This window comes from Burkholderia sp. HI2714 (assembly GCF_002223085.1).
Taxonomy (GTDB): domain Bacteria; phylum Pseudomonadota; class Gammaproteobacteria; order Burkholderiales; family Burkholderiaceae; genus Burkholderia; species Burkholderia lata_D.
Genome location: NZ_NKFM01000018.1, coordinates 191,190 through 215,290, shown reverse-complemented (window position 1 = coordinate 215,290; position 24,101 = coordinate 191,190). Strand labels below are relative to the sequence as shown.

The window sequence follows — 24,101 nt, the reverse complement described above, 5'->3', positions numbered from 1 at the left end:
GTCACGCACGGCTTCGACCACCGTCTTCCTCAGGTACGCCTGCGTCGCCTGATCCAACTTTCGGGCATCAGTTTTCGTCTTCATACCCGTATAACGCACCACGAACTATTTGGTGCACTCGTCAGTAATTACTCACTTTCGCGGGTCTCGGGTTCCTCGTCGAAGATCTGGTATTTGCGCATTTTTTCCCACAGTACCTTGCGGCTGATGCCGAGCTGCTGCGCCGTATCCTGACGCCGCCAACCGTTTGCGTCGAGCGCCGCAATGACTCGGTTGCGCTCGCTCATGTCCCACTTGCTGCGATCGACGAAGACCTCGGCCGCACTCTCCACCGGTACCGGCTGGGCCGAACTGCGCGCGTGCGCGATCAGCCGCTGCAGCCGCGCGGCATCCCACCCGCCCGTCTGCCGCACCGTCACGCCGACACGCTCGGCGAGGTTGCGCAGTTCACGCACGTTGCCGGGGAAATAGCTGTCCGCGACGGAATCCGTCAGCCAGTACGGCAGGTCGGACAACTGAGCGAGCCGCTCCTCGCCGACGACCTGTGCGACGAACGACTTGAACAGCGCGATCTTGTCGACGGCGCCGCGCTCTTCCAGCGACGGAATGCTCAGCTCGATCACCGCGAGCCGGTAGTAGAGATCGGCGCGGAACAGCCCATCCTTCACGAGCTGCGGCAGCTTCTTGTTGCTCGCCGCGACCAGACGGAAATCGACCTTGACCGGTGTCGTCGCGCCGACGCGCAGCACCGCGCCATCCTCGAGCACGCGCAGCAGCTTGACCTGCTGGTACAGCGGCAGATCGCCGACTTCGTCGAGGAACAGCGTGCCGCCGCCCGCCTGCTCGAAATAGCCTTTATGCGCAACAACCGCGCCCGTGAACGATCCCTTCGCATGACCGAAGAACAGCGATTCGAACAGACCGTCGGGAATCGCGCCGCAGTTCACGGGTACGAATTCGCCATGCCGGTAGCGCGAATGTTTTTCGTGCAGCAGCTGTGCGATGCGCTCCTTGCCGACGCCGGTTTCGCCGTGCAGCAACACGTTGGTGTCGCAATCGGCGAACGTATCGACTTCGTGCAGCAGAGCCTGCATCGATTCCGAGTGCGCGACGAGTTCGGCCGGATGCGATGTTTCGGCCGTATGCGCGCGCAGTTGCGTGACGAGCTTGCCGATCATGCCGCGCAGTTCCGCGCACGTGAAGTCGAGCGGCAGGATGTGCGAATACTCGGGCGGATACTGCGACGCGTCGTGGTCGCGCGCCGCGCCGACCCAGACGACCGGCATGCCGATATTGGCCTGCCAGTCGCGCAGGAATGCCGCGCCGCCTTCGATCATCGTCACGCTGATGATCGCCAGCGACCGCCGCATCGCGGCGCGCTCGGGCGAGACCGTCGCGTTGTCGGCGCGGATCACTTCGACGTCGAAGCTCGCCATGCACCGGGCGACGCGGTCGACAATGTCCGCCTTGCCTTCCCAGACGTACAGGTCGAGCTCTTCGATTGCGGGCGTGGTTCTCATGTTTCGGGTGCGGCTTCAGTGATTGACGAGTTGCTTTGCATTGCAGATCAGTGCGCAGTTGCAGGCAGCAGCGACGCTGCCCGCGTTGATGACTGAACGTTCAGGCATTTATTGAACCAGCATGGGGTTGCCGCATTTGATCGAGTCCGGTGTGTTCGTGACATAGGCGTTCCCGAGGCCCAGACCGAGCAGGCCCGTGACCGAGTTCAGGAGAGAGTCGACCGGTTGCAGGAGCAGCGGAACGAGCGTACTTCCGAGTGCGCTCAGGAGCGGCACGGTCAGGACATTCAACACCGGATTCAAGATGCCGGCCAGCACCTTTGCAAGGCCACCTTGCGCCGACAACGTGAACGATAGTCCACTATTGGCTATTCCCTTGACAGCAGGCGCCAGAAACTGACCCGTTGTCGTACTAAGCATGTAAGGCGACCCAGGACTCGGCAGCGCGGACGACCCAGGTCCAGGATACGTAAACGTCAGCGGCGCCCAATTCTGATTGGCAACGGGAATCGTCACCTGTCCTGGCTGTATGGCGATGTTGACCGAAATCTGATTCAGGTTGATGAGCCCAAACGTCAGAGCAGTGAGCAAATCCGTCACGGAACCAAGGCCGAGCAGGTCGAGCAGACTCTGCAGGCTAACGGTCACCAGCGGAATCGGGGTTGCTCCGCTGTCGGGCGTATATCCAGACGGTGCGTTGAGATTGAGCAGCGTAGTCGATGAACCGCCGATATACACGGCAGCCACTCCGGTCTGCACGTTCACAGTTGCGCTCTTCGTACCGTCCGCGGAACAGGTGACGGACGCGAGGCCGGCCTTGGCCGGCGCCACGGAGGCGGTGATCGGCAATTGAACGGCAGCAAGCGGTGTCGGACTGCCCGAAGGGCAACTGCCGCCCGGATAGACCAATCCGCCGGTAGGACAGCTCGACAACAGCGATATCGACGTATTGAGGAAAATGTTCCCTTGCGCGGTCGACGTATTGGTCGTGCAATTGTCCGTTCCGCAGTTCGACGGCCCGGGCGGACCACTCGCGGTGGACGGCGGATTGGCCCCCAGCTTGACGGAACCCGACACGGTCACGTTCAGTAACGGCGCGAGCAAAGTAGGCGTCTGGACCGTGACGCTCGGAATGGCGACCGAATTCGTGCCATTCGCGATCTGCAATGCGGTCGACAGCAATCCGAGGGCATTGACGCTAGCGTCAACTGCGGAGGTTCCGGTCGCGGTTGCAGCGGAAACCAATTGGCCGAGCGCGATCTGCGGCCCGGTGCAGACACCGGTCGAACAAAGGGCGATGTTCAGCGCATTCAGCACCGTCAAATTCGCCGCGGCCACGTTTTGCTGTGTCGCTGCCTGCAATACGGCAGTGGCCAGTTGGCCGAGCGTCACGGTACCGTTCAATACGCCCGTGGTCGTGCCGACTGGCAGATTGGCGAGAATACCGGCCAGTTTCACGTTGACTTGCGCCAGACCCTGGTAGTCGAGGACCTTCAGACTCAGCGCATTCGGAGACCCCGTCAGCACTTGCAGCAACTTGTTGGCCAACCCGCCGTTCAACGCAGCCAGCGACGTGGTCAGCGTGAAGCTGTCGGTCGGCACGCTCTTGGCGATAGCCGACGCACTGATCGTGACGCCGTTGATAAAGATCCCGCTCACCGGCTCCGAAACGGTCACGCACACCGCGTTGACCGATTGCCCCGCGCCGACCGCTCCGCCTGACAAGCCCGCGCATTGGTTATTGGCGGGCAGCGGGGCTCCCGAGGTGCGTGTGAACTGGGCGCTCGCGCCGCTGGCTGCCGGCGGGCTCCAGATCCCGCACGTCACGGCTGCAGTGGCCTTTCCCGACAGCAGGCTTGCCGGCACGTTCGTGACTTGATTGACCGCAGTCGTTGCGGCCGTGCAAGTGGCATCGCTGGCGACCTGCGTCACGGCAGACAGCGCGGCCGTATCGGCGGCCGCCTGCATATGGCGTCGTTCGGCATAGAAGCGGCCTATATCGGTCGCGCCCAGCACGATAACCGCGATCGCCAGAAATATCGTCGCCATGATCGCCGCACCACCACGCTGGCGACGCCCCCCCGGGCAGCCGGCACGGCGCCGCCGAGCCACGTGTGATTGATCTGTGCGCATCGCCGTCTCGCTTACTGCGCGCTTTGACCGCCACCCGACATGCCGCTGGCAGAGCCGAGCTGCGAATTCATCGTGTCGGGAATCTTATTCTTGAACGAGTCGAGATAGCGTTGATAGACAAGCGACGCAACGTCGCCGAGCACCGGTTGCGCCGGCGCCGCAGCAAGATTGCCGCGCTGCATGTCGAGCCATTCCTTCGCCGAGCGCTCGACTTCGGACGCGCGCGGCGCACCTGCATCCTGTGCATAGGCGACAGCCGAGCCGACCACGATCCACACGATTGCACCGAGTGCTGCGATGCGGCCCACGCGCACGTTTCGATGATGTTTATTGTTCATGTCGTTCCCCCGATGTCTGTTCATTGTGCAAAGCGCTGCAACAGTGGCACGGTCTGGTCATAGCCGAAATTGTTCGCCATCGGTGTAATCGGCGCTGCGGCAGCGCGACGCGACACCACCGATGGTGTCGCGACCGCACGCTGCTGCGCCCGTGCCGCCGCGACGATCTTCGCCGCGTCGCCGGCGATGTCCTTGCGGATATCCGCCGGTAGATGTTGCTGATTCATCAACCGCTGAGCATCCTGTGTACGCCCCGCCGCGATCAGGTAAAGCGCAAGATTGCTGACAATCTTGGGATTGCGCTGATCCAGTTCGGCCGCTTTCATCAACGGCACCCGCGCACCGACGACGTCGCCGCTGCGCAACTTCGCGTATGCGAGATCGGACAGCAGCGACGCATCGGTCGGCGCGAGATCCGACGCCTGCGCGAGCACCTGCGCCGCACGATCGAAATCGCCTGCCGCGCCAGCGATCAACCCGAGCCCGCGATAACCTCGCGCGGCAAGCGGCGTTTTCAGCAGTTGCGTATAGACGGCCGCGCTTGCGGCCGGCTGGTCGGTCATCCGCAGTGCGTCCGCGCGCAACAGGATCGACTCCGGAATCGCGCCATAGGTCTTGTCGTACGCATCGATATGCGCGAGCGATGCAAAGTAGAGCCCCTGTCCCTGCATCCGCTGGATCAGACCGAGGTACATCCCGGGCGTATCCGGCACGGACTGCTTCTGATCGGCCGCCTGCATCAGCGCCGCACGCTCGGTCTGCGAGCTGACGCCGTACCCGTTTTCCTTGGTTGCGCACGCACCGAGCAGCAGCACTGCTGCCGCAGCCACGCCCATTTGCGATGCCATCCCGCTGATCCGCTTCATCGTCTTTCCTTCCACCGTCAATGGCGCGACGACAGTGCGTGCGTCACCGCCAGCAAACCCGGTCCGGCCGTCACGATCAGCAAGGCGGGCAGCAACGTCAACACCATCACGCCAGTCATCTTCACGGTCAATCGGCCAATCCGTTCACGCAACATCGCACGGCGCGTCTCGCGCAACCGGTCGCCGAACTGCTTGAGCGGCTCCTGCACCGCACCGCCATGTTTGTCGACCTGGACCATCAATCGCACGATCGCGCGCAGATCCTCGTTGTCGAATCCGCCGGACAGACGCTGCAACGACTGCTCGCGCGTCCGGCCTGCCGCGAACTGGCGCTGTGCGATCCCCATTTCCGACGACAGTACCGGCATCATTCCGCGAAAATCGTTCGTCACGACCTGCAGGCTCTGATCGAGCGACAACCCGACGCCTTGCAGCAGACGCAGCATGTCGACGAGCAACGGCAGTTCGTCGATCACGCTTTGACGCCGCGCCGCCGCGCGGCGCTGCACGTATAGCTTCGGCAACATGAAGCCGAGCCCGAAAGCGGCAAATGAGCCGACCATCCACGTGCTGCCCTTCATATGCCCGCTCGCGAAAATCGCGAACAGCAGCGGCAGCCCGATTCCGCACGCGACCCGCGCGCTCAGGAACAGCCCACGCGTGCGCGTGTCGACGTACCCGCATTGCTCGAGCAAGCGGCGATCCTCTTCCGCGACAGCGTATTTGCCGAGCCCGGTATCGAGCCAGCGCACACCTGCCGCCGACAGACGATCGAGAATACGTTCGACGCGCTGTCCCCGACGGACGTCGGGCTTGGCTGGCGCCTCGCCGCCGTCCGGCGCGGTCCGCGCTTTCGCTGCTTCGAGCGTGGCCATGCGCCGGTCGAGCGCATCGACAAGCGCGCGCTCGGCGCGCGTCGCGGCACTCGCACGCAACAACGCGATCATGCCGAACAGCAGCACGCCGAGTGCGCCGCTCCCCAGGGCAATCGCTCCGATCTGAGTCGCTGTCATAACATCACCTGAGTCGAGCCATTCGATACAGCCAGACACTGCCGGCCAATTGCAACAGGAACGCGAACATCAGGAGCGTCCGCCCGCTCGGGTCGTTCCACATTCCGTGCAAATACTTCGGATTGGTCACGACGATAAAGCTGCCGATCCCGATCGGCAACATCACGAGCACGAACGCCGACAACCGCGTTTCTGCCGACATCGCTGTCAACTCGCGTTCCGCCTGTTCGAGATCGCGCATGAACACGGCCATGCGCTCGAGCATCACGTCCGCGCGGCCGCCGTACTTGACCGACAGTCGCAACACGGAACCAACGAGTTCGAACTCCTCGGTCCGGTAGATTTTCGCGATGTGCACCATTGCGCGATCGATTTCGACACCGCCTCGCAACATCCTCGACACGTGATCGAGACAGCCGCGAAGCGGCTCCTCGGTCGTCAGCAGTGCGGACTGGAATGCCGCCGGCACGCTATTGCCAAGCGTCACGAGACGCACGATGCCGTCGAGGAACGACGGGATCTGCCGGACGATCTTCAGCCTGCGCCGCTGAATTCGCGACGCGAGCCAGACGCCGAAAATCGAGCAGCCGCACGCGAGCGCGGCGAAGCACGCGAGCGCGCCACCGCGGTTGCCCGCGAACGCCACGATCGCAACCAACACGGCGAGCGCGACCAGCGTCTTGCCGCGCGCATCCTCGATCCCCGCGCGACTCACAAGGTTCGTCAGATATTCGGATGCGACCGCATACTGACGCTTCCAGAACGTATCAGACGATGCGCTCCGTGCAGCGCCAGGTTGCGGTGACATCGCACGCTCGGCACCTGCCGTCGACGGCCGTGCTGCCCGTGCGGCAACCCCGGCACGTGCGCCCGGTTCGAGCCGGCTGTCGATAAAGCGTTTCGCGTCGGTCCGTACGCGCCGGTTCTCCGCGTGACGCCACAGCATCACCGCCGCCGCGACGCACAGCATCGCGAAAGCCAGCACCCACGCCATCGCGCTATACATTGAAGCCCCCGCCGCCGCGGCCGAACCCGCCACCACCGAAGCCACCGCCAAACCCGCCGCTCGTCAGCGTCTGACGGAATCGTGCGAGCTTCGGCGAATGCGGATGAATACCCAGCGTTTCCCAGTTGTCGACTTCCTCGCCCTCCGGCGTCACGCGCGCTTCATAGCGATAAAGCTCCTGCGTCGCGATGATGTTGTCGGACAATCCGGTCACTTCGGTGATCGACAGGATCCGCCGCCGCCCGTTCGACAGACGCCCGATCTGCACGATGAAGTCGATCGCGTTCGCGATTTGCCGGCGCAGGCTCGATTCGGTGCCCTGGAAGCCAGCAAATCCGGCAAGCATCTCGAGACGGTACAGACACTCACGCGGCGAACTCGCATGCACGGTGCCCATCGAGCCGTCGTGACCGGTATTCATCGCCTGCAGCATTTCCAGCACTTCGCCGCCGCGCACTTCGCCGACGATGATCCGGTCAGGGCGCATCCGCAGTGTATTGCGCAACAGGTCGCGAATCGACACGACGCCGGTGCCGTCGAACCCGCCCGGACGGCTTTCGAGCCGCACGACGTGCGGGTGGTTCAGCGACAGCTCCGCCGTATCCTCGATCGTCACGACACGCTCGATCTCCGGAATGTGGAACGCGAGCGCGTTGAGCAACGACGTCTTGCCGGAACTCGTGCCGCCCGACACGAGAATGTTGCAGCGTGCCTCGACCGCTGCCTGGAGCAGCGTGTTGATCTCTTCGTTGAACGTGCCGTTGCCGAGCAGATCGGACGGCTTCAGTGGATCCTTGCGAAATTTCCGGATCGATACGACCGGGCCGTCGATCGACAGCGGCTCGATCACGACGTTCACGCGGCCACCGTCGGGCAGCCGCGCGTCGACCATCGGGTTAGACTCGTCGAGCCGACGACCGATCGGCGCGAGAATCCGGCGCACGATCCGCAGCAGGTGCGCGTTGTCGGTAAAGCGCACCGGCAGCCTCGCGAGGATCCCGTGACGCGACACGTACACGTCGTTGTAGCCGTTGATCAGGATGTCCTCGACGGCCGGGTCCGCGAGCAGGTCCTCGATCGGCCCGAAGCCCGTAAGCTCCTTGGTCAGCGCCTCGGCGATCGCCCGCACCTCGTTCTCGTTGAGCGGAATGCGGCGCAGGCGCACGAAGCTGTCGATCTCGAGATCGACGAACTGGTTGATCGCCTGTCGGGACCATCGGCCGAATTCGGCGCCCAGTTCTTCGATGCGCGTCAGCAGATGTTCATGCGCTGCATTCTTGATGTCGTGGAATTGCTGCGTCTGGGAGAACGGCGCTGCGCCGTCGGCGAATTGAATGTCGTGTGCCATCGCTTACGACCGCTTGGACGAGGGTTGAATGAAGCGCTTCAGCGCAGACAGGCCGGATGCCGGTCGCGTGGCGGTCGATCTGACCGACACGCCCGGCAGCCGCGCGGCAAGCGACTCGAGCGCGCGAACGTACGGGTCGCGCTCCGTCATGTCGACGATGAGCCGGCCCTGGTTTGCCGCGTGGCCGATCGCGACGCGTCGCGACGGCAACGTACCCACCAACGCCAGGCCGAGACGCTCGGTAATCTGTGCAGGCGTCAGGTCGAGTGCGGGATCGTACTGGTTGACGACGAGCCGGACGCGATCGGTGTCGACACCCGCGTCGCGCAGCCCGGTGAGCAGATCAGCTGCGGACACGATCGACGCGACGCCCTGATCGCAGACGAGCCACGCCTCATCGGCCGACGTCGTCATCTGGGCAACGAACTCGCGATTCGAAAAACCACCGAGATCGACGATCTGCTGATCGAAGAAGGCTCGAAACCGGTTCAGCAACCCGGCACACGACGCATACGAGACATCGCGCAGCCCGCCGAGATCGGCAGGAAGCGTCGTCAATGCAACACCGCTCTCATGCCGGGTCAGTGCGGTATTCACGAAGGTTCGGTCGATGCGGCGCAGGTTGTGAACCGCATCGATGAAATGGAATTCGCAGCGGGTATTCAGGAACAGCGCACCGTCGCCTGCCGGCAGCCCCAGGTCGACGAGTGCGGTCTGGCGACCGGCCGGTGTGCTGCCAGTCGACTCGCCGCTCCCCCCCGGACTCACCGCGCGCTTCTGCAGCCATACGGCGAGATTCGCAGCGAGCGTGCTCACCCCCATGCCGGCGCGCGCGCCAAGCAATGCGACGACCTTGCCATGGCGGCTCGCCGGCTCGCCGACGTTCGCAAGCAGTCCGCGAGTCGTGCGCAATGCCTCCTCTGGCGGCGCCGACACGTCGATGAAATCGCGCACGCCTGCACGCAATGCAGCCAGCGTGCTCTCCGGCTGTGCGAGCGAGCCGAGCGCAACAATCGGCAGGCCCGGATGCGATGCGCGTACCGCTGCGGCCGCCACGCTCGCCGCCGTGCTGCCACCGGAAAAATCGATGAATACAAGAGCCGGGTTGAGACCCGTAATGCGCTGCGCGAGCACGCCCGGCTCAAGTGACGCAGGCTCGACCGCACCGGCCGATACGAGCGTATCCGCCAACCAGCGGACGTGCGCCTCCTGTTGCGATGCGCAAACGAAATAGTCTGTCACGGCGGGTTCACACAATGATTGGATTCGCGCGTTCATGTCGAACACCCCGGATTACGCAAGGCGAGGCAATACGTCGCGACTCGCGATGCATCGCACTCATTTCGAAAAACCCGGAGCTGCATCCGGCGATGCTGCTCCGCCCAAATACGATTTCCAAACCGGCCCGTCCCGCTGCTCAGACAGTTCACCAGGTGTCGCGGGCAATACCGCGCCCTTCGCAATCGGTGCGACGAGATGCGGCGTCACGATGAACAGCAATTCCTTGTCGTTCTGCTGATAGTTCAGATTCTTGAAGAACGTACCGATGATCGGCAAATCACCGAGCAGCGGCACCTTGTTGACGTTCGACATGGTCTGGCGATCGATCAGGCCGCCAATCACGAAGCTCTCGCCGTCGCCGAGCTCGACCGTCGTGTCCGCACGACGCGTTGTGATCCCCGGCACCGCAACACCGCTGATCGTCACGCTGTTCACGTAATCGAGTTGGCTCGATTCGGGCGCAACCTTCAACGCGATCCGCTGCGGGCTCAGCACCGTGGGCGTCAGCGACAGTCCGACACCGTACTGCTTCCACTGGATCGCGGTCGAGCCAAGCCCTTGCGGCGACGGAACCGGAATCTCGCCGCCTGCGAGGAAGCTCGCGCTCTGGCCGGACAACGCAACGAGCGTCGGCTCCGCAAGCACGCGGGCGAGATTGTTCGCCTCGAGCAGCGACAGGTCGGCGAAGATCCCGCGGCCCGCAGCGTTCACGACCAGGTTGAACGCGGACGAGACAGGCGAGCCGAGCGTCGGAATGTATCCCGCCGCGCCGGGGGACCCACCGTTATACGATTGCACACCGCCGGGCGAAAACGATCCGAACGAAAAGCCGTTGCTCTGCTTGAAGAAATTGAATCCGACCTGTTTGAGGACCGAGCGGCTGAATTCAACGACCCGCACGTCGACCTGCACGACGCTCTTGCCAGCGATCGTCGAGCGATCGATCACGGCGCCCTTCCCGCTCATGTTCTTGCCGACTGCGGCCGCGCGCGCATGCGCATCGAGCGACGCCGACGAACCCTGCAGCACGGCAGTGCCACCGTATGCATTGACACGCGGCGTGGAGCCGTCGAGCACCGCTTGCGCCGCCGCGTCGACAACCTCGACGCTCCAGACCGTCGGTTCGTCGTGACCACGCTCCCACAGCATCACATTCGTCGCGCCGGGCGCCTTCGCCGTCAGCAAGACGGAACCGGAGCGGCTGCCCTTCATGATCAGTACGTCGGCGATTGTCGGATCGCCAACCGCGACACGCTGCAGCGCACGGCCTGCCGAAAGCTGCCGCTGCGCGCCGACCGCCAGCTCGATCGTGCCGTTCGCGCTTGCAAACGACGCCAAAGTCATGGTGCAGATAGCAATCGCGAATCCAATCAGTGTGTTTTTCATTGTTTGGTCGACCGTCACGCGGCCCTTTACTTGTCGTCGCTGATATCGACGGCCGTCGATGTCGTTCAATTGGCAACCGTTTCCGACCGGCCGCCGCGGATCACTTCGATTCCGCCTCCGCCGCCCCCGCCCGTCCGCACCGCCGGCGGCAGACGCGATGGCAACGGCGGCACGTTCACATTGGCCACCGCGGTTCTCTGTGTGCCGGATAGTTGCTGCAGCGAGACGCCAGCGGCGGCGAGCGCCGACGGCGACAGCTTGTTGTCCGTCCGCACCGCGACCGTCTGTATCGCAAGCTCGTCGTCGCGCGGGTTGCGCAACGCGAACGTCAGGCGCCCGCTCGCCTCGCCGAGCGTCAGCGCATCGACTTGCGCGGTCGGCACCGCAAGCACCGCGATGCGGACGCCGGCCGGTTGACCGTTGTTGCCGTTGGCAGTGTTGCCGCTGTCTCGATCGGGTGTCGCGTCTCCGAACGACAACACACGCACCTTCGACAACAGCAGCCGCGCCTGCGTCTGCGAGACTTCGCCGTCAAGCATCGTGCCCCCGCCTTCGCGCTTCAAATTCAGAAATACGTCGACGAAATTGCCGGGCCGCAACCGGTTGCCGACCGCATTGGTTTCGTCGACCCGCACTGCGATCGCACGCTCGCCCGGTTGTACGTCCTCCGCAAGCCCCGACACCAGCGCCCCCGCGACAACCGGCGACGAAGCCGGAATATCCGCTGCCGGCACCCGGCCAACGAGCACGGACGGATCGGCAAACGCACCCGTCGGTATCGGTGCCGTCTGCTTGATCTTCAGTGCGTCGGCCGTGATCGGCTGGCCGGCGGGCAACACCCGTGTCGCGATCACGACCGGAAACGGGCTGGCCGCCACGGTTTGCTGGACTGGCGTCGCATTCTGCGTGCTGCGCCCGAGCATCCACGCGTAGATTCCGAGCAATACTGCGATCGCAATCAGCAGTCCCGCGATGATCTTCGTTAAATTGTTGGCCATGTTGTTGTGTGGATGCCGGAATGAAAGTCCGATGGGTTTCTGCGTGATTCGCGCGTCAGCGGGCCCTTCGCGTCACGATACGTACTTCAAAGGATCGACTGCGGAATCTGCACGACCGCCGTACTCGTCAACGGTCGATTCAGTATGCTTCCCAGAAATGGCATGGTCGTTATCCAGTCCTTGGGGGTGTAATTCACCGTAACCGACAGGCAGTACAACGACGGCGGAACCGACGTGTCGTAACTGCACGGCGGTGCCACGACTTGCGGCGTACCGACATTCAGCCAGGCCACGACACTCTGCGCAGTCGTTGTGGCGTTCGTTATGCGCGCCGCAAGAGTGGGGGCGTAAACCAACCCGGCCCGTGCACCTTCGCTGGCGGCGAATGTCAGGCTCTGCTGAATCGTGAAGATCATCCCGAAACTGACGACGCCGTAGAAAATCACGAACAACAACGGAAACACGATCGCAAACTCGACTGCCGTCGCGCCACGCTGCCGACGGCGTCCACGCGGACGCATCTGTCGTTTCATCGCACGCCCCCCCTTGCGACAAGAAAGACAACCCATGCGGCAGCTGGCGCCATGAGGCATGCCGCATAGGGTGTTGCCCGGTATTTGCCAAGCCCCATTGCCGGCCGGCCCCGTTGCCACAACGCGCTGATCGACGTGCGCGACAGCAGCATCAGGGCCAGAGCATGAATGCAGGCGGCAAGACTGGCGGCAATCCAGATCCACAGCAGCGCGTGTGCGCCGGACCACACGCCGATCGCGGCAAAGATCTTGACGTCCGCCGCGCCCATGACGCGCAGCAAAAAAAGCGGAAAAAAGGCGACCAACCCGACCAGCAGGCCGATCATCGCCTGCGCCGGGAGAATGCCGAATGGGCCGGCGTTGAAATACGCTCCACTCAGGCCAAAGACCAACCCCGCCAGAACGAGCGAATTCGAAACGCGCCGATAACGGATGTCGCTGGTTGCGACGAACGCAGCCCAGACCAGGAACACCCCGCTGAAAATGAAATGTGCCATCGCACCGCAACCTGCGACAAATGTCGCGGAGGACGGACTGCCAACGGCAATCCGCCCGCCACAACATCAAGACGACTCAATGTTTCGAGGTCGTACCAATTAACGCCAGGTGGGTTACTTAAAGATACTGGCAGCCGTACAGTTCGTGCCGCTCGGGGCGGTCAGACATGTCCCGAGGTTCGAGAACATATTGCCAAGATTAGTGCCGATCGTTGAAGCACCAGCCAGGATCGCGACAGCGATAAGACCCGCAATCAGCCCGTACTCGATCGCGGTAACCCCGTTGTTTTCCTTAAGAAAACGCTTGATGTTTGCTCTCATTTTATTCCTCGTGCCTGTATTTACGTTCTTTGGCCTTTTATACGTATACGTCCCCGCATATCTGGCCCTTGCCCCACGCTGTTCGCCACTTCTGCTGCAACGACAACCGGGTGCGCTTTCTTTATAGATTGCCCCGAGGGGCATGGCTCAACATTTGATGCAAGTTAACATTCGCGATAGTGACCCTCCTCGAACGTTGTGTACCGAACCGTACATTTCCTTACATCTGCTTCGGATTCTATATCCGATCCTATTTAACTTCCAACCTCTTTTAACGGCCTGGATGGAAAAAACTGACCAGGAGCGCAACGTATTTGTACGGCGTTTCGGTACGACTTACACATAGGATTTACGATAGGTTAGATGTGCACACCTAATCCACCAGTAAAACAATTGCCTCGTCCACCAAGCCTGCGCCCCCACGTTACGCCGCACGCGTAACGCCAATGTTGTGACGTTACGTTACGAAACACTCGAAACCGTTCTCATTCATCCGTCCTTAAACAGATTCAACAATCTTTCAATTTCCATAACTTCCTTTTCCGACAAGGAATTGCCCCGTTTAAAACCTGTTGTCGAACCGTCGAGCATCGAAATGGCACGACAGTTGCAGAGTAGTCCTCGCATCACTCAACACAACGCAGTTCACAACACATTTTTAATGCGAGGAAGAAATGGACATTAAGGTTATCCCTCATGGCGTGTTCCGGACGACTCTGATCGCGGCCACCGTTGCAGCCATGGTTTCCCTCTCCGCGTGCGGCGGCTCCGGTTCGATCAGCAAGGGCATCAGCGGCGGCTCGAGCTCCGGCGGCGGCGACTCCATCTCCACGTCGGGCGGCGGCACCTCGGGCGGCACGTCCGGCTCGACGAGCGGCGGCACGTCGGGCAGCACCAGCGGCTCGACGAGTGGGTCGACCAGCGGCACCACGAGTGGAACGTCCAGCGGCACTTCCAGCGGTACCTCCAGCGGCACGAGCGGCACCTCCGGCGTGTCGGCGAATCCAGTGGGTACCGTCATCGCAAAAAGCAGCAATCTCATCACGGATATCGGCGGCACCGTGTCGGGCGTCGGCACCGCGATCGCCGGCCAGTCGCTGCCGGGCGTGAACCCGGGCACGACGCAAGCGGCAGGCGGCATCGTGCAGAGCGTTGGCGGCGCGGTCACGGCACTCGGCAATGGCGTCGGCAACGGCCTCGGCCAGCTCGGCGCGACGAAAGACCCGGTCGGCGTCACGGTCGCCAGCACGGGCGGCGTCGTGAACCAGCTCGGCGGCGCAGTCACGCAGACCGGCAACCTCGTCACCAGCCTCGGCAGCGGCCCGCTGTCGCCGCTCGCACCCGTCACCGGCGCCGTCGGCGGCCTCGTGTCGACGCTCGGCGGCGCCGTATCGAACGGCGGCACCACCCTCACCAACGCACTGTCGACCGGCCCGATCCAGCAAGTCACGCAGACGGTCAGCTCGGCCATCACGCCGATCACGACGATGGTCGGCCAGACGACCCAGACGATCGGCACCGCGACCGGCCTCGGCGCGCCCGTCAATACGCTGCTCGGCACGGTCGGCAACGGCCTGAACCAGGCCGGCGCCCTGCTCGCGTCGGCGGGCGGCAACCCTGCCACGACCGGGCTTGGCAACACGGTCTCGTCGACAGGCAACACCGTGAAGGCCGTCGGCGGCCTGCTTACGGGCGGCACCGGCGGCGTGACCAACCCGCTCGCACCGCTCACGGGTCTCCTCACGACGGTCACGGGTACGCTTGGCGGCGCAACGGGTGGCGCCAGCAGCCCGCTCGCCCCGGTTACCGGCCTCGTCTCAACGGTCACGGGTGCGCTCGGCGGCGTAGCAGGCGGCGGCAGCGGCCCGCTCGCTCCGGTCACCGGCCTTGTCTCGACGGTCACGGGTGCGCTCGGCGGCGCGGCAGGCAGCGGCAGCGGCCCGCTCGCTCCGGTCACCGGCCTCGTCTCGACGGTCACGGGCGCGCTCGGCGGCGCAGCAGGCGGCAGCGGCGGCCCGCTCGCCCCGGTCACCGGCCTCGTCTCGACGGTCACGGGTGCGCTTGGCGGTGCAACGGGCGGCACGAGCGGCGGCCCGCTCGCCCCGGTCACGGGTCTCCTCGGCGCGGTAACGGGCGCACTCGGCGGCGCGACGGGCGGTGCAGGCGGCAGCAGCCCGCTCGCCCCGGTGACGAACGTCGTGTCCACGGTGACCAGCGCGGTCGGCGCACCGGCATTGACCGGCGGCACGGGCGCCGTCACGAACTCGGGTTCGTCGTCGAATCCGCTCGCGCCCGTCACGTCGCTGATCGGCGGCCTGCTCGGCGGCACGCACGGCAAGTAAACCAACATCCATCAATCGACAAGACAGCGAGGAGTCCATCATGTCCCAGCAACGTTCTCTCACGACAGCCGCCCTGCGCCAATGGCGCGCGCCCCTCACGGCCTTCGCCGCCGCCTGCCTGCTGGCCGCCTGCGGCGGCGGTGGCGTCAGCTCGCCGCCGGCCAGCAGCAGCAACAACAACCCGAGCACGAGCGGCACGCCGAGCACGAGCGGTACCAGCGGCTCGCCGACCGGCACCAAGGGCGCCGTCAGCACGCTCGGCCAGACCGCAACCGACCTCGGCAGCACGATCGGCAACGTCAGCCTGCCGGGCCTCGGCGACGGCGTGACGAAGGGTGTCGGTAGCACCGTGTCGAGCACCGGCACGATCATCAACGCGGCCGCGGATGCGTTGAGCAACGGGCTCGGCCAGACCGGCTCCATCAAGGATCCGGTCGGCACCACGGTCGCCGGCCTCGGCAACGTCGTCGGCGCGACGAGCAACACGGTGTCCGGCCTGAGCTCGACCGTCAAGGCGCTGGGCACCGGCCCGTTGGCACCGCTCGCGCCGGTCACGACGCCGGTCGGCACTGTGCTCGACACAGTCGCGAACGGCCTGTCGGCGGCCGGTACCACGGTCGGCTCGACGCTGTCGTCGGGTGCCGTACAGCAAGTCACGCAGCCGCTCAGCTCGGCGATCACGCCGCTGGTGATTACCGCGGGCCAGGTCACGCAACAGGTCGGCACGACCACCGGCCTCGGTCAGCCCGTGTCAGGCCTGCTCGGCCAGATCGGCGGCGCCATCAGCTCGGCCGGCAAGCAGGTCGCCGGCACGTCGAGCCAGCCGCTCATCGGCGACGTCGGTCAGCTCGTCACAGCGGTCGGCAACACCGTGACCAACGCGGGTGGCCTCGTCAACCCGAACGGCCCGAACGGCGCGGCACCGATCCCCGGTCTGATCACGAGCCTCGTTGGCGGCTCGACGGCGACCGTACAGAACGGCACGTCGTCGGGTTCCGGCTCGACGAATCCGCTCGGCGGCCTGCTGTCGGGTCTCGGCTCGACGCCGCTCGGTTCGCTCACGGGCGCACTCGGCGGCGCGACCGGCGGTTCGGGTAGCAGCCCGCTCGCGCCCGTCACGAATCTCGTGTCGACGGTCACGGGCACGCTCGGTGGCGCTACGGGTGGTGCAGGCAGTGCAAACCCTCTCGCGCCTGTCACCGGTTTGCTGAATACTGTCACCGGAGCAGTGGGCGGCGCAGCAGGAGCCGGGGGATCGAGCCCGCTCGCACCGGTCACGTCGCTGGTTGGCAGCGTCACGGGTACGGCAACGTCGGGTGGCGGCTCGACGGGGCTGCTGGCACCGGTAACGGGATTGCTGGGTACGCTGGGTAGCGTTGGCAAGTAAGGAGGACGGTCGCACCTTCGCAGCCGGAGCGGATGGCGCGGCCGTACCAACACAACCGGCATTGCGGCACGCGGCGCGCGGCACCCTGGTGTCGCGCGCCGGCATTACAAAGAAGACGAAGAGCAAGGCCAACGAGGAAGAACAATGAAATCCAGACTCGACAGATGGATGATGCTGCTCGCCATCGCGGCAGCAGGCACGGCACATGCACAAACGCGCGTCGGCGGTAACCCGCTCGACTCCCTGCCCCAGATCAATGCGCCGAAAACCGGCCCGAACGTGACCGTGCAGGTCGCACCGCAAGCGCCGCAATTGCAGGAGTTGCTGTCGCGCCACCTGACGCCGACCACATTCCAGGTCGAAGGCGTGAAGTCCGTTCCGTTCGAGGAAATCTCGCGTCGCTTCACCCCTCTCGTCGGCAAGGACATCACGATCGGCGAACTGATCGAAACCGCCAACGGCGTGACGAAGCTGTACCAGGATCGCGGCTTCGCGCTGTCGTTCGCGTTCGTTCCGGCGCAGACGTTCGAGAACGGCGTCGTGCGCATCACGGTTGTCGAAGGCTATGTATCGGACGTCAAGGTCACCGGCAAGCCCGGTGCGATGGAATCGAAGATTCGTGCAATCGCCGCGCATATCACTGCCGATCGCCCGCTGCGCCGCGCGACGTTCGAACGCTACGTGAACACCTTCGGCCTGTTGCCCGGCCTCACGGTCAAGGCGAACGTACCGCCGCCGCAAACCACCGACGGTGCCACCACGCTCGAACTCGCGGTCGACCGCAAGCCGTTCAACGTCAGCACCGGCATCGACTTCAACCACCCGGGCGTCCAGGGTCTCATCACCGCGACCGAAAACGGCCTCACGTCGTTCGGCGAGCAACTGAGCATTTCCGCGCTGGCGCCGCCGGGACGCGACAAGCAAACCTATTTCGCATTCAGCGGCGCGGTACCTGTGGGCAGCAGCGGCCTGATCACGCGCCTCGACGCGAGCACCTATCGCGGCAAGCCGACCGACAACCCGGGGCTGCCGTCGTACGTGCAGCGCACGGTCAAGAACGAGAAGCTGGGTCTTTCGGCATCCTATCCGATACTGTTGAACAACCAGCGCAGCCTGCTCGGCACGGTGTCTGGCTACGCGGCGCACAACGAGGACAATTACCAGAACCAGATCAACGGCGCGACGCTCAACAATCGGTCGCAGGTTCGCGTGCTGCAACTGCAACTTGACTACACCAGCGTCCAGCCGAAGCAAGTGCGAAAGTTGAGCGTCAACGTGGCCAAGGCGTTCGACATCCTCGGCGCGTCGAAGTCGCAGGTCGCCCAGGCGAACGGCTCGACGATCACGTACGCCGACCCGACTTCGCTGACGTTCGTCCGCACGGGCGCGACCTTCACGCAAACCAACGAGTGGCCGTTCCGGATCGGCACGTCGGTCTCGCTGACCGGTCAATACAGCCCCGACTCGCTGCCGACGTCCGAGCAGATCTCGTTCGGCTCGACGCGTTACGCGCTCGGCTATCAGCCGGGCGAGGCGTCGGGCGACTCGGGATGGGGGATGTCGCTCGAGGTCAACCGCGGCTTCACGCCGGGCTGGACGTATCTGAAATCGATCACGCCGTACATCGCATACGACATGGCGCGCGTGTATCTGCACGCGGGCACGCCATCGCCGAACCGCATGTCGTCGGTCGGCATCGGCGTACGGCTGACGGACAGCCGCTACTACAGTCTCGACCTGAACGTCGCCAAACCGGTCGGCGATGCGCCGGTCGAAAGCGCGTCACGCAGCCCGCGCATCAATGCGGCGTTCTCTTATCAGCTCAACTGATCGGTCACCAAAGTCACGAAACGGCCAGCGTGACGCTGGCCGTTTCGATTAGAGTCCCCTCTATCAAACGTGGCACGCGGTTTCACGTATTCTGGCGAAGCTCGCAACATGCCCGCCCCATGCAGACGGTCGTGCGAGCAAATCGCACACGACATGCAAAACAAGGAGGACGACAATGATTCAACTGACCCACCCGTTTCGTGCAATCGCCGTCGCAGGCGTACTGCTCGCTTGCGCCGCCCCCGCGTTCGCACAAGCAGACAGCCCTATCGGCATGTGGCAGACGATCGACGACAACACGCATCAGCCGAAGGCACTCGTGCAGATCGCCGAGGACGGTGACGGTGCGCTGACCGGCAAGGTCGTGAAGGGCCTCGGCGCGAACGATACGCCTGATCGCCGCTGCACTGCCTGCACGGACGAGCGCAAGGATCAGCTCATCAAGGGCATGACGATCATCAAGGCCATGAAGAAGGAAGGCGACCACTGGGACGGCGGCAACATTCTCGACCCGGAAAACGGCAAGGTCTACAAGTGCAAGATGACGCTTGAAGACGGCGGCCAGAAACTCGTCGTGCGCGGCTACATCGGCGTGTCGCTGCTCGGTCGTTCGCAGACCTGGGTTCGCCAGCAATAATGCGGCTCGCGCTTAAATGCGCGGCTCAATGAAAAAATCGGCCTGCGACGAAGTCGTCAGGCCGATTTTGTTTTGGTGCGTGCGTAGGTGGAACTGATGAAGATCACGCTGCATGCTTCAGCGTGTCCGACGCATAACTGCCAGGTGCGCGATACGCGGGCGCCGCATTGCTGCGTGCTTCCGCCGCCTTCGATTGCGTGTGCTTGCGCATCCGCGTGGACAACTCGTTGCACAGTTTCACACCTGCGTCGCCATAGAGCTCCCGCATGACACTCATCAACGTGCCCGTCTCGTGCCAGACCTTGAAGCGACGATGGCAAGTTTGGTACGAAGGGTAACGACGCGGCATGGCCGACCACGTTGCGCCGCTGTAGATCACCCAGAGCACGCCGTTCAGAACGGCACGCGTATTGGCCAACGGCCGGCCGCGCAACTCGGTGCGCGGCTGCATTTCGGGCAGAAGCGACGCAACACAGCGCCACTCTTGGTCGTTCAGATCGCGATACGGTGTCATGGACATCTCCAGCCTTGGTAACCATGACACAACGATATCGGCTCACCTCAACAATGAATATAAGACAAATCCGAAATTACCCGGGGATTGCTTTAATTTGACCGGAATTGACGTTTGAAGCCCGCCAATTGCCGGGAATCGCACTCAGGTCAGCGACGTATCGACGATGCGGCGCGGTGTTTCGATGTATTCCTTCGACTGCATCTCGACGATTCGCGAGACCGTACGCGCAAATTCGTTGGCCATCGGGCCTTCGATGTACAGCTGCTCCGCCGGCACCGCCGCGGACATCAGCAGCTTGACCTTGTGGTCGTACAGCACGTCGATGAGCCACGTGAAGCGCCGCGCCTCGGATGCCATCCGCGGCGACATCTGCGGCACCTCGGACAGCACGATCGCGTGGAAGCGGCTCGCCAGCTCGAGATAGTCGTTCTGCGAGCGCGGGCCGCCGCACAGCGTCGCGAAGTCGAACCATACGACACCGTCCGCCTTGCGCAGCGCCTTCAACTCGCGCTTCTCGATATGCAGGAGCGGGCTTTCGTCGGGAACGGCCGCGAGCTTCTGGAACGCATGCCGCAATTCGCGATCGGCATCCGCGCCGAGCGGCGTGTGATACATCTTCACCTGCGCGAGCGTGCGCTGGCGATAATCGACGCCCGCGTCGACGTTGAGTACGTCGAGCTTGGACTTGATCAGCGCGATCGCCGGCAGCATGCGGTCGCGATGCAGGCCGTCCGGATACAGGTCGTCGGGATCGTAGTTGGACGTCATCACGAACTGCACGCCGTTGTTGAACAGGCGGTCGAGCAGACGGTACAGGATCATCGCATCGGCAATATCCGACACGTGGAACTCGTCGAAACAGATCAGCCGGTAGCGCTTCGCGATGCGCCGTGCGAGTTCGTCGAGCGGATCGGCCTGCCCTTTCAGTTCCTCGAGCTCGCGGTGCACTTCGCGCATGAATTCGTGGAAATGCAGGCGCGTCTTGCGCTGCACGGGCACGACCGCGTAGAAGCTGTCCATCAGGAAGCTCTTGCCGCGACCGACACCGCCCCACATGTAGACGCCGCGCGGGAGGTCGGGATGATTGATGAGCTTCTTGAATGCGTTCGAGCGGCGCGCCTTGTACTCGACCCACTCGTCGAAACATTCCTGCAGACGATCGACGGCCGCGCGCTGGGCGGGATCGGACTGATAGCCGCGCGTGGTCAGTTCGCGCGTGTAGTATTCGGTGACGTTCATCGGGCAAACCGGAAAAAACGAAGGCGGACGGGAATCCCCGCCCGCCTTCGTCATGAGACGGCTGCGCCGGCCGATGGCCGGCTGGCGCTATACCGCGCTCAGCTGTTCAGCGAGCGCTTGTCGACGGCGAGCGCCGCTTCGCGCATCACTTCCGACATCGACGGGTGCGGATGGCAGATGCGGGCGATGTCTTCCGACGCCGCCTTGAATTCCATCGCGACCACGGCTTCGGCGATCAGGTCCGACGCGTTCGCCGCGATCACGTGCACGCCGAGCAGTTCGTCGGTCTTCGCGTCCGCGATCATCTTCACGAAGCCGTCCGGCGCGTTCATGCCGAGCGCGCGGCCGTTGATCGAGAACGGGAACTTGCCCGACTTGATCTCGCGGCCTTCCGCCTTCAGCTGCTGCTCCGTCTTGCCGACCCAAGCGATTTCCGGGTACGTGTAGATCACCCACGGAATGCAGTTGTAGTCGATGTGCGGCTTCTGACCGTCGATCACTTCCGCGACCAGCACGCCTTCGTCTTCCGCCTTGTGCGCGAGCATCGGGCCGCGCACCACGTCGCCGATCGCGTACACGTTCGGCACCGCCGTGCGGCAGTGGTCGTCCACGTCGATGAAGCCGCGCTCGTTCGCCTTCAGGCCGATTGCCTCGAGGCCGAGGTTGTCGGTGTTCGGCACGCGGCCGACCGACACGATCAGGCGGTCGGCGTCGAGCGTCTGCGCGTTGCCGTCCTTGTCCGTGTAGGCGATCGACACGCCATTCGCGGTCGTCTTCACTTCGCCGATCTTCACGCCGAGATGGATGTCGAGGCCCTGCTTCTTGAACAGCTTGGCCGCTTCCTTCGCGAGCGCTTCGTCAGCTGCGCCGAGGAACGCCGGCAGCGCTTCGAGCACCGTCACTTCGGCACCGAGGCGACGCCACACCGAGCCGAGCTCGAGGCCGATCACGCCTGCGCCGATCACGGCGAGCTTCTTCGGCACCGTATCGAACGTCAGCGCACCTTCGTTGTCCGACACGATCTTGTTGTCGACCGGAATACCCGGCAGGTGACGCGCCTTCGAGCCCGTCGCGATGATCACGTTCTTTGCGGTGACGACTTCGGTTTCACCTTCGCCGCTCACTTCGATCTGCACGCCGGCATCGGTCTTGCCGGTGAACTTGCCATGGCCCTTCAGCCAGGTGATCTTGTTCTTCTTGAACAGGAACTCGATCCCGCTCGTCATCTTCTCGACGATCGCGTCCTTGCGGCCGAGCATCTTCGCAACGTCGATCTTCACGCCGTCAACCGTGATGCCGTGGTCGGCCAGGTGGTGCGACGTGTTCTCGAACTCTTCCGACGATGCGAGCAGCGCCTTCGACGGGATGCAGCCGACGTTCAGGCACGTACCGCCGAGCTTCAGCGCGCCGGCCGGGTTCTTCCACTTCTCGATACAGGCAACGGTCTTGCCGAGCTGCGCGGCGCGGATCGCGGCGATGTAGCCGCCAGGGCCGGCGCCGATCACGACGACGTCAAATTCCTTGGACATGACAATCCTTTCTTCTTGTGCAACCGCACGGGCCGCGCGTGTCACGCGCCCGTGCGGTGCGGGTCAATGCGGTGAAACTCGGCTTACAGGTCGAGCAGCAGGCGTGCCGGATCTTCCAGTGCATCCTTCATCGCGACGAGCGACAGCACGGCTTCGCGGCCGTCGATGATGCGGTGGTCGTACGACAGCGCGAGGTAGTTGATCGGACGGATCACGATCTGGCCGTTTTCGACGACCGGACGCTCCTTCGTCGCGTGCACGCCGAGGATTGCCGACTGCGGCGGGTTGATGATCGGGGTCGACAGCATCGAGCCGAACACGCCGCCGTTCGAGATCGAGAACGTACCGCCCGTCATTTCCTCGATCGACAGCTTGCCGTCCTTCGCCTTCTGGCCGAATTCGGCGATCTTCTTCTCGATCTCGGCGAGGCTCAGTTGATCCGCGTTGCGCAGGATCGGCACGACGAGGCCGCGCGGCGAGCCGACAGCGATACCGATGTCGAAGTAGCCGTGGTAGACGATGTCGTTACCGTCGATCGACGCGTTCACGAGCGGGAACTTCTTCAGCGCGTGCACGGCCGCCTTCACGAAGAACGACATGAAGCCGAGCTTCACGCCATGTTCCTTCTCGAACTTGTCCTTGTACTTGTTGCGCAGCTCCATGACCGGGGCCATGTTCACTTCGTTGAACGTCGTCAGGATCGCGTTGGTCTGCTGCGACTCGAGCAGACGCTCGGCGATACGCGCACGCAGGCGCGACATCGGCACGCGCTGTTCCGGACGGTCGTTCAGCCAGGTCGCGGCCGATGCCGGCACCTTCACTTCCGGCAGCGACGGCTTCGCAGCGGCGGTCTTCGCCGGGGCGGCAGCCGGAGCGGCCTTCGGTGCGCTGCCTGCTGCCAGCGCGTCGCCCTTCGTGACGCGGCCGTCGCGGCCCGAACCTGCGACGTCGCCCGCCGACAGGCCCTTCTCGGCCAGCAGCTTCGATGCGGCCGGCGATGCGGTGGTCGACGATGCCGCTGCGGCTGCGGCGACCGGCTGTGCTGCCGGAGCGGCGGCAGCAGGCGCTGCTGCCGGCTTGACTTCGGCGGCGCCTGCCGCGGCTTCGGCCGCACCTGCCTTCGCTTCGGTGTCGATCGTTGCGATCAGCTGATCGGCAACGACGGTGTCACCGTCGTTCTGCAGCACTTGCGCGAGCACGCCCGCGGCCGGTGCCGGCACTTCGAGCACGACCTTGTCGGTCTCGAGTTCGATCAGGATTTCGTCTTGAGCAACTGCTTCGCCCGGCTTCTTCTTCCACTGCAGCATGGTGGCTTCCGAAACCGACTCCGAAAGCTGGGGGACTTTGACTTCTACGATAGCCATGTGATTTTCCTGGATG

General features: G+C 64.0%; 21 protein-coding genes. 4 read left to right on the top strand and 17 right to left on the bottom strand.

Annotated features, from left to right (window positions below; genetic code table 11):
- Positions 1 to 128 precede the first annotated feature (128 nt).
- The 13 genes from CFB82_RS08410 to CFB82_RS08350 all read right to left on the bottom strand — a co-directional run bounded on the left by CFB82_RS08410 (position 129) and on the right by CFB82_RS08350 (position 13,240).
- Positions 129 to 1,520, bottom strand: a complete 1,392-nt coding sequence (locus CFB82_RS08410) for a sigma 54-interacting transcriptional regulator (protein ID WP_089483892.1) — start codon at positions 1,518 to 1,520, stop codon at positions 129 to 131.
- 108 nt (positions 1,521 to 1,628) lie between these two features.
- Entirely contained in the window at positions 1,629 to 3,653 is a 2,025-nt protein-coding gene (locus CFB82_RS08405) for a pilus assembly protein TadG-related protein (protein WP_256990305.1), read from the bottom strand.
- Positions 3,654 to 3,664: 11 nt separating this feature from the next.
- Positions 3,665 to 3,991 carry a DUF3613 domain-containing protein gene (locus CFB82_RS08400; protein WP_089483890.1) on the bottom strand — a complete coding sequence of 109 codons (327 nt, stop codon included), beginning with the start codon at positions 3,989 to 3,991 and terminating at the stop codon, positions 3,665 to 3,667.
- Positions 3,992 to 4,011: 20 nt separating this feature from the next.
- Positions 4,012 to 4,857 carry a tetratricopeptide repeat protein gene (locus CFB82_RS08395; protein WP_089483889.1) on the bottom strand — a complete coding sequence of 282 codons (846 nt, stop codon included), beginning with the start codon at positions 4,855 to 4,857 and terminating at the stop codon, positions 4,012 to 4,014.
- Between the two features lie 17 nt (positions 4,858 to 4,874).
- Positions 4,875 to 5,870, bottom strand: a complete 996-nt coding sequence (locus CFB82_RS08390; protein ID WP_089483888.1) for a type II secretion system F family protein — start codon at positions 5,868 to 5,870, stop codon at positions 4,875 to 4,877.
- A 4-nt stretch (positions 5,871 to 5,874) separates the two neighbouring features.
- A complete protein-coding gene (locus CFB82_RS08385; RefSeq protein WP_089483887.1) occupies positions 5,875 to 6,876 on the bottom strand; it encodes a type II secretion system F family protein in 1,002 nt (333 codons plus the stop codon).
- Positions 6,869 to 8,224, bottom strand: coding sequence for a CpaF family protein (locus tag CFB82_RS08380; RefSeq protein WP_089483886.1), 1,356 nt, complete (start codon positions 8,222 to 8,224; stop codon positions 6,869 to 6,871). The genes CFB82_RS08385 and CFB82_RS08380 overlap by 8 nt, the downstream gene beginning before the upstream one ends.
- A gap of 3 nt (positions 8,225 to 8,227) precedes the next feature.
- Positions 8,228 to 9,502 (bottom strand): fimbrial protein, encoded by a 1,275-nt coding sequence (locus CFB82_RS08375; protein WP_089483900.1) that lies wholly within the window; start codon positions 9,500 to 9,502, stop codon positions 8,228 to 8,230.
- A gap of 60 nt (positions 9,503 to 9,562) precedes the next feature.
- Positions 9,563 to 10,891 carry a type II and III secretion system protein family protein gene (locus CFB82_RS08370; protein WP_089445495.1) on the bottom strand — a complete coding sequence of 443 codons (1,329 nt, stop codon included), beginning with the start codon at positions 10,889 to 10,891 and terminating at the stop codon, positions 9,563 to 9,565.
- Between the two features lie 65 nt (positions 10,892 to 10,956).
- Entirely contained in the window at positions 10,957 to 11,889 is a 933-nt protein-coding gene (gene cpaB, locus CFB82_RS08365) for a Flp pilus assembly protein CpaB (RefSeq protein WP_089483885.1), read from the bottom strand.
- A gap of 86 nt (positions 11,890 to 11,975) precedes the next feature.
- Positions 11,976 to 12,422 (bottom strand): TadE/TadG family type IV pilus assembly protein, encoded by a 447-nt coding sequence (locus CFB82_RS08360; RefSeq protein ID WP_089425228.1) that lies wholly within the window; start codon positions 12,420 to 12,422, stop codon positions 11,976 to 11,978.
- Positions 12,419 to 12,919, bottom strand: coding sequence for an A24 family peptidase (locus tag CFB82_RS08355; protein ID WP_089483884.1), 501 nt, complete (start codon positions 12,917 to 12,919; stop codon positions 12,419 to 12,421). Before CFB82_RS08355 ends, CFB82_RS08360 begins: the two co-directional genes overlap by 4 nt.
- A gap of 114 nt (positions 12,920 to 13,033) precedes the next feature.
- Positions 13,034 to 13,240, bottom strand: coding sequence for a Flp family type IVb pilin (locus CFB82_RS08350; RefSeq protein ID WP_089483883.1), 207 nt, complete (start codon positions 13,238 to 13,240; stop codon positions 13,034 to 13,036).
- A gap of 674 nt (positions 13,241 to 13,914) precedes the next feature.
- Here CFB82_RS08350 and CFB82_RS08340 point away from each other — a divergent pair.
- The 4 genes from CFB82_RS08340 (at position 13,915) to CFB82_RS08325 (ending at position 19,436) form a co-directional block, all read left to right on the top strand.
- Entirely contained in the window at positions 13,915 to 15,582 is a 1,668-nt protein-coding gene (locus CFB82_RS08340) for a collagen-like triple helix repeat-containing protein (RefSeq protein ID WP_089483881.1), read from the top strand.
- Between the two features lie 40 nt (positions 15,583 to 15,622).
- Positions 15,623 to 16,969, top strand: coding sequence for a collagen-like triple helix repeat-containing protein (locus CFB82_RS08335; protein WP_089483880.1), 1,347 nt, complete (start codon positions 15,623 to 15,625; stop codon positions 16,967 to 16,969).
- 144 nt (positions 16,970 to 17,113) lie between these two features.
- Positions 17,114 to 18,799 (top strand): ShlB/FhaC/HecB family hemolysin secretion/activation protein, encoded by a 1,686-nt coding sequence (locus CFB82_RS08330; protein ID WP_089483879.1) that lies wholly within the window; start codon positions 17,114 to 17,116, stop codon positions 18,797 to 18,799.
- Between the two features lie 175 nt (positions 18,800 to 18,974).
- Complete coding sequence (locus tag CFB82_RS08325) at positions 18,975 to 19,436, top strand: DUF2147 domain-containing protein (RefSeq protein ID WP_089483878.1); 462 nt, start codon at positions 18,975 to 18,977, stop codon at positions 19,434 to 19,436.
- 103 nt (positions 19,437 to 19,539) lie between these two features.
- Here CFB82_RS08325 and CFB82_RS08320 read toward each other — a convergent pair whose 3' ends face one another.
- From CFB82_RS08320 to odhB, 4 genes are all read right to left on the bottom strand, one after another.
- On the bottom strand, positions 19,540 to 19,950 hold the full coding sequence (locus tag CFB82_RS08320) for a transposase (protein WP_069247828.1): 411 nt from the start codon (positions 19,948 to 19,950) through the stop codon (positions 19,540 to 19,542).
- 144 nt (positions 19,951 to 20,094) lie between these two features.
- Complete coding sequence (zapE, locus tag CFB82_RS08315) at positions 20,095 to 21,192, bottom strand: cell division protein ZapE (protein ID WP_069247827.1); 1,098 nt, start codon at positions 21,190 to 21,192, stop codon at positions 20,095 to 20,097.
- Positions 21,193 to 21,290: 98 nt separating this feature from the next.
- Positions 21,291 to 22,721 (bottom strand): dihydrolipoyl dehydrogenase, encoded by a 1,431-nt coding sequence (gene lpdA / locus CFB82_RS08310; protein WP_069247826.1) that lies wholly within the window; start codon positions 22,719 to 22,721, stop codon positions 21,291 to 21,293.
- Positions 22,722 to 22,804: 83 nt separating this feature from the next.
- Positions 22,805 to 24,085 (bottom strand): 2-oxoglutarate dehydrogenase complex dihydrolipoyllysine-residue succinyltransferase, encoded by a 1,281-nt coding sequence (gene odhB, locus CFB82_RS08305; protein WP_047849437.1) that lies wholly within the window; start codon positions 24,083 to 24,085, stop codon positions 22,805 to 22,807.
- Positions 24,086 to 24,101: the final 16 nt, after the last annotated feature.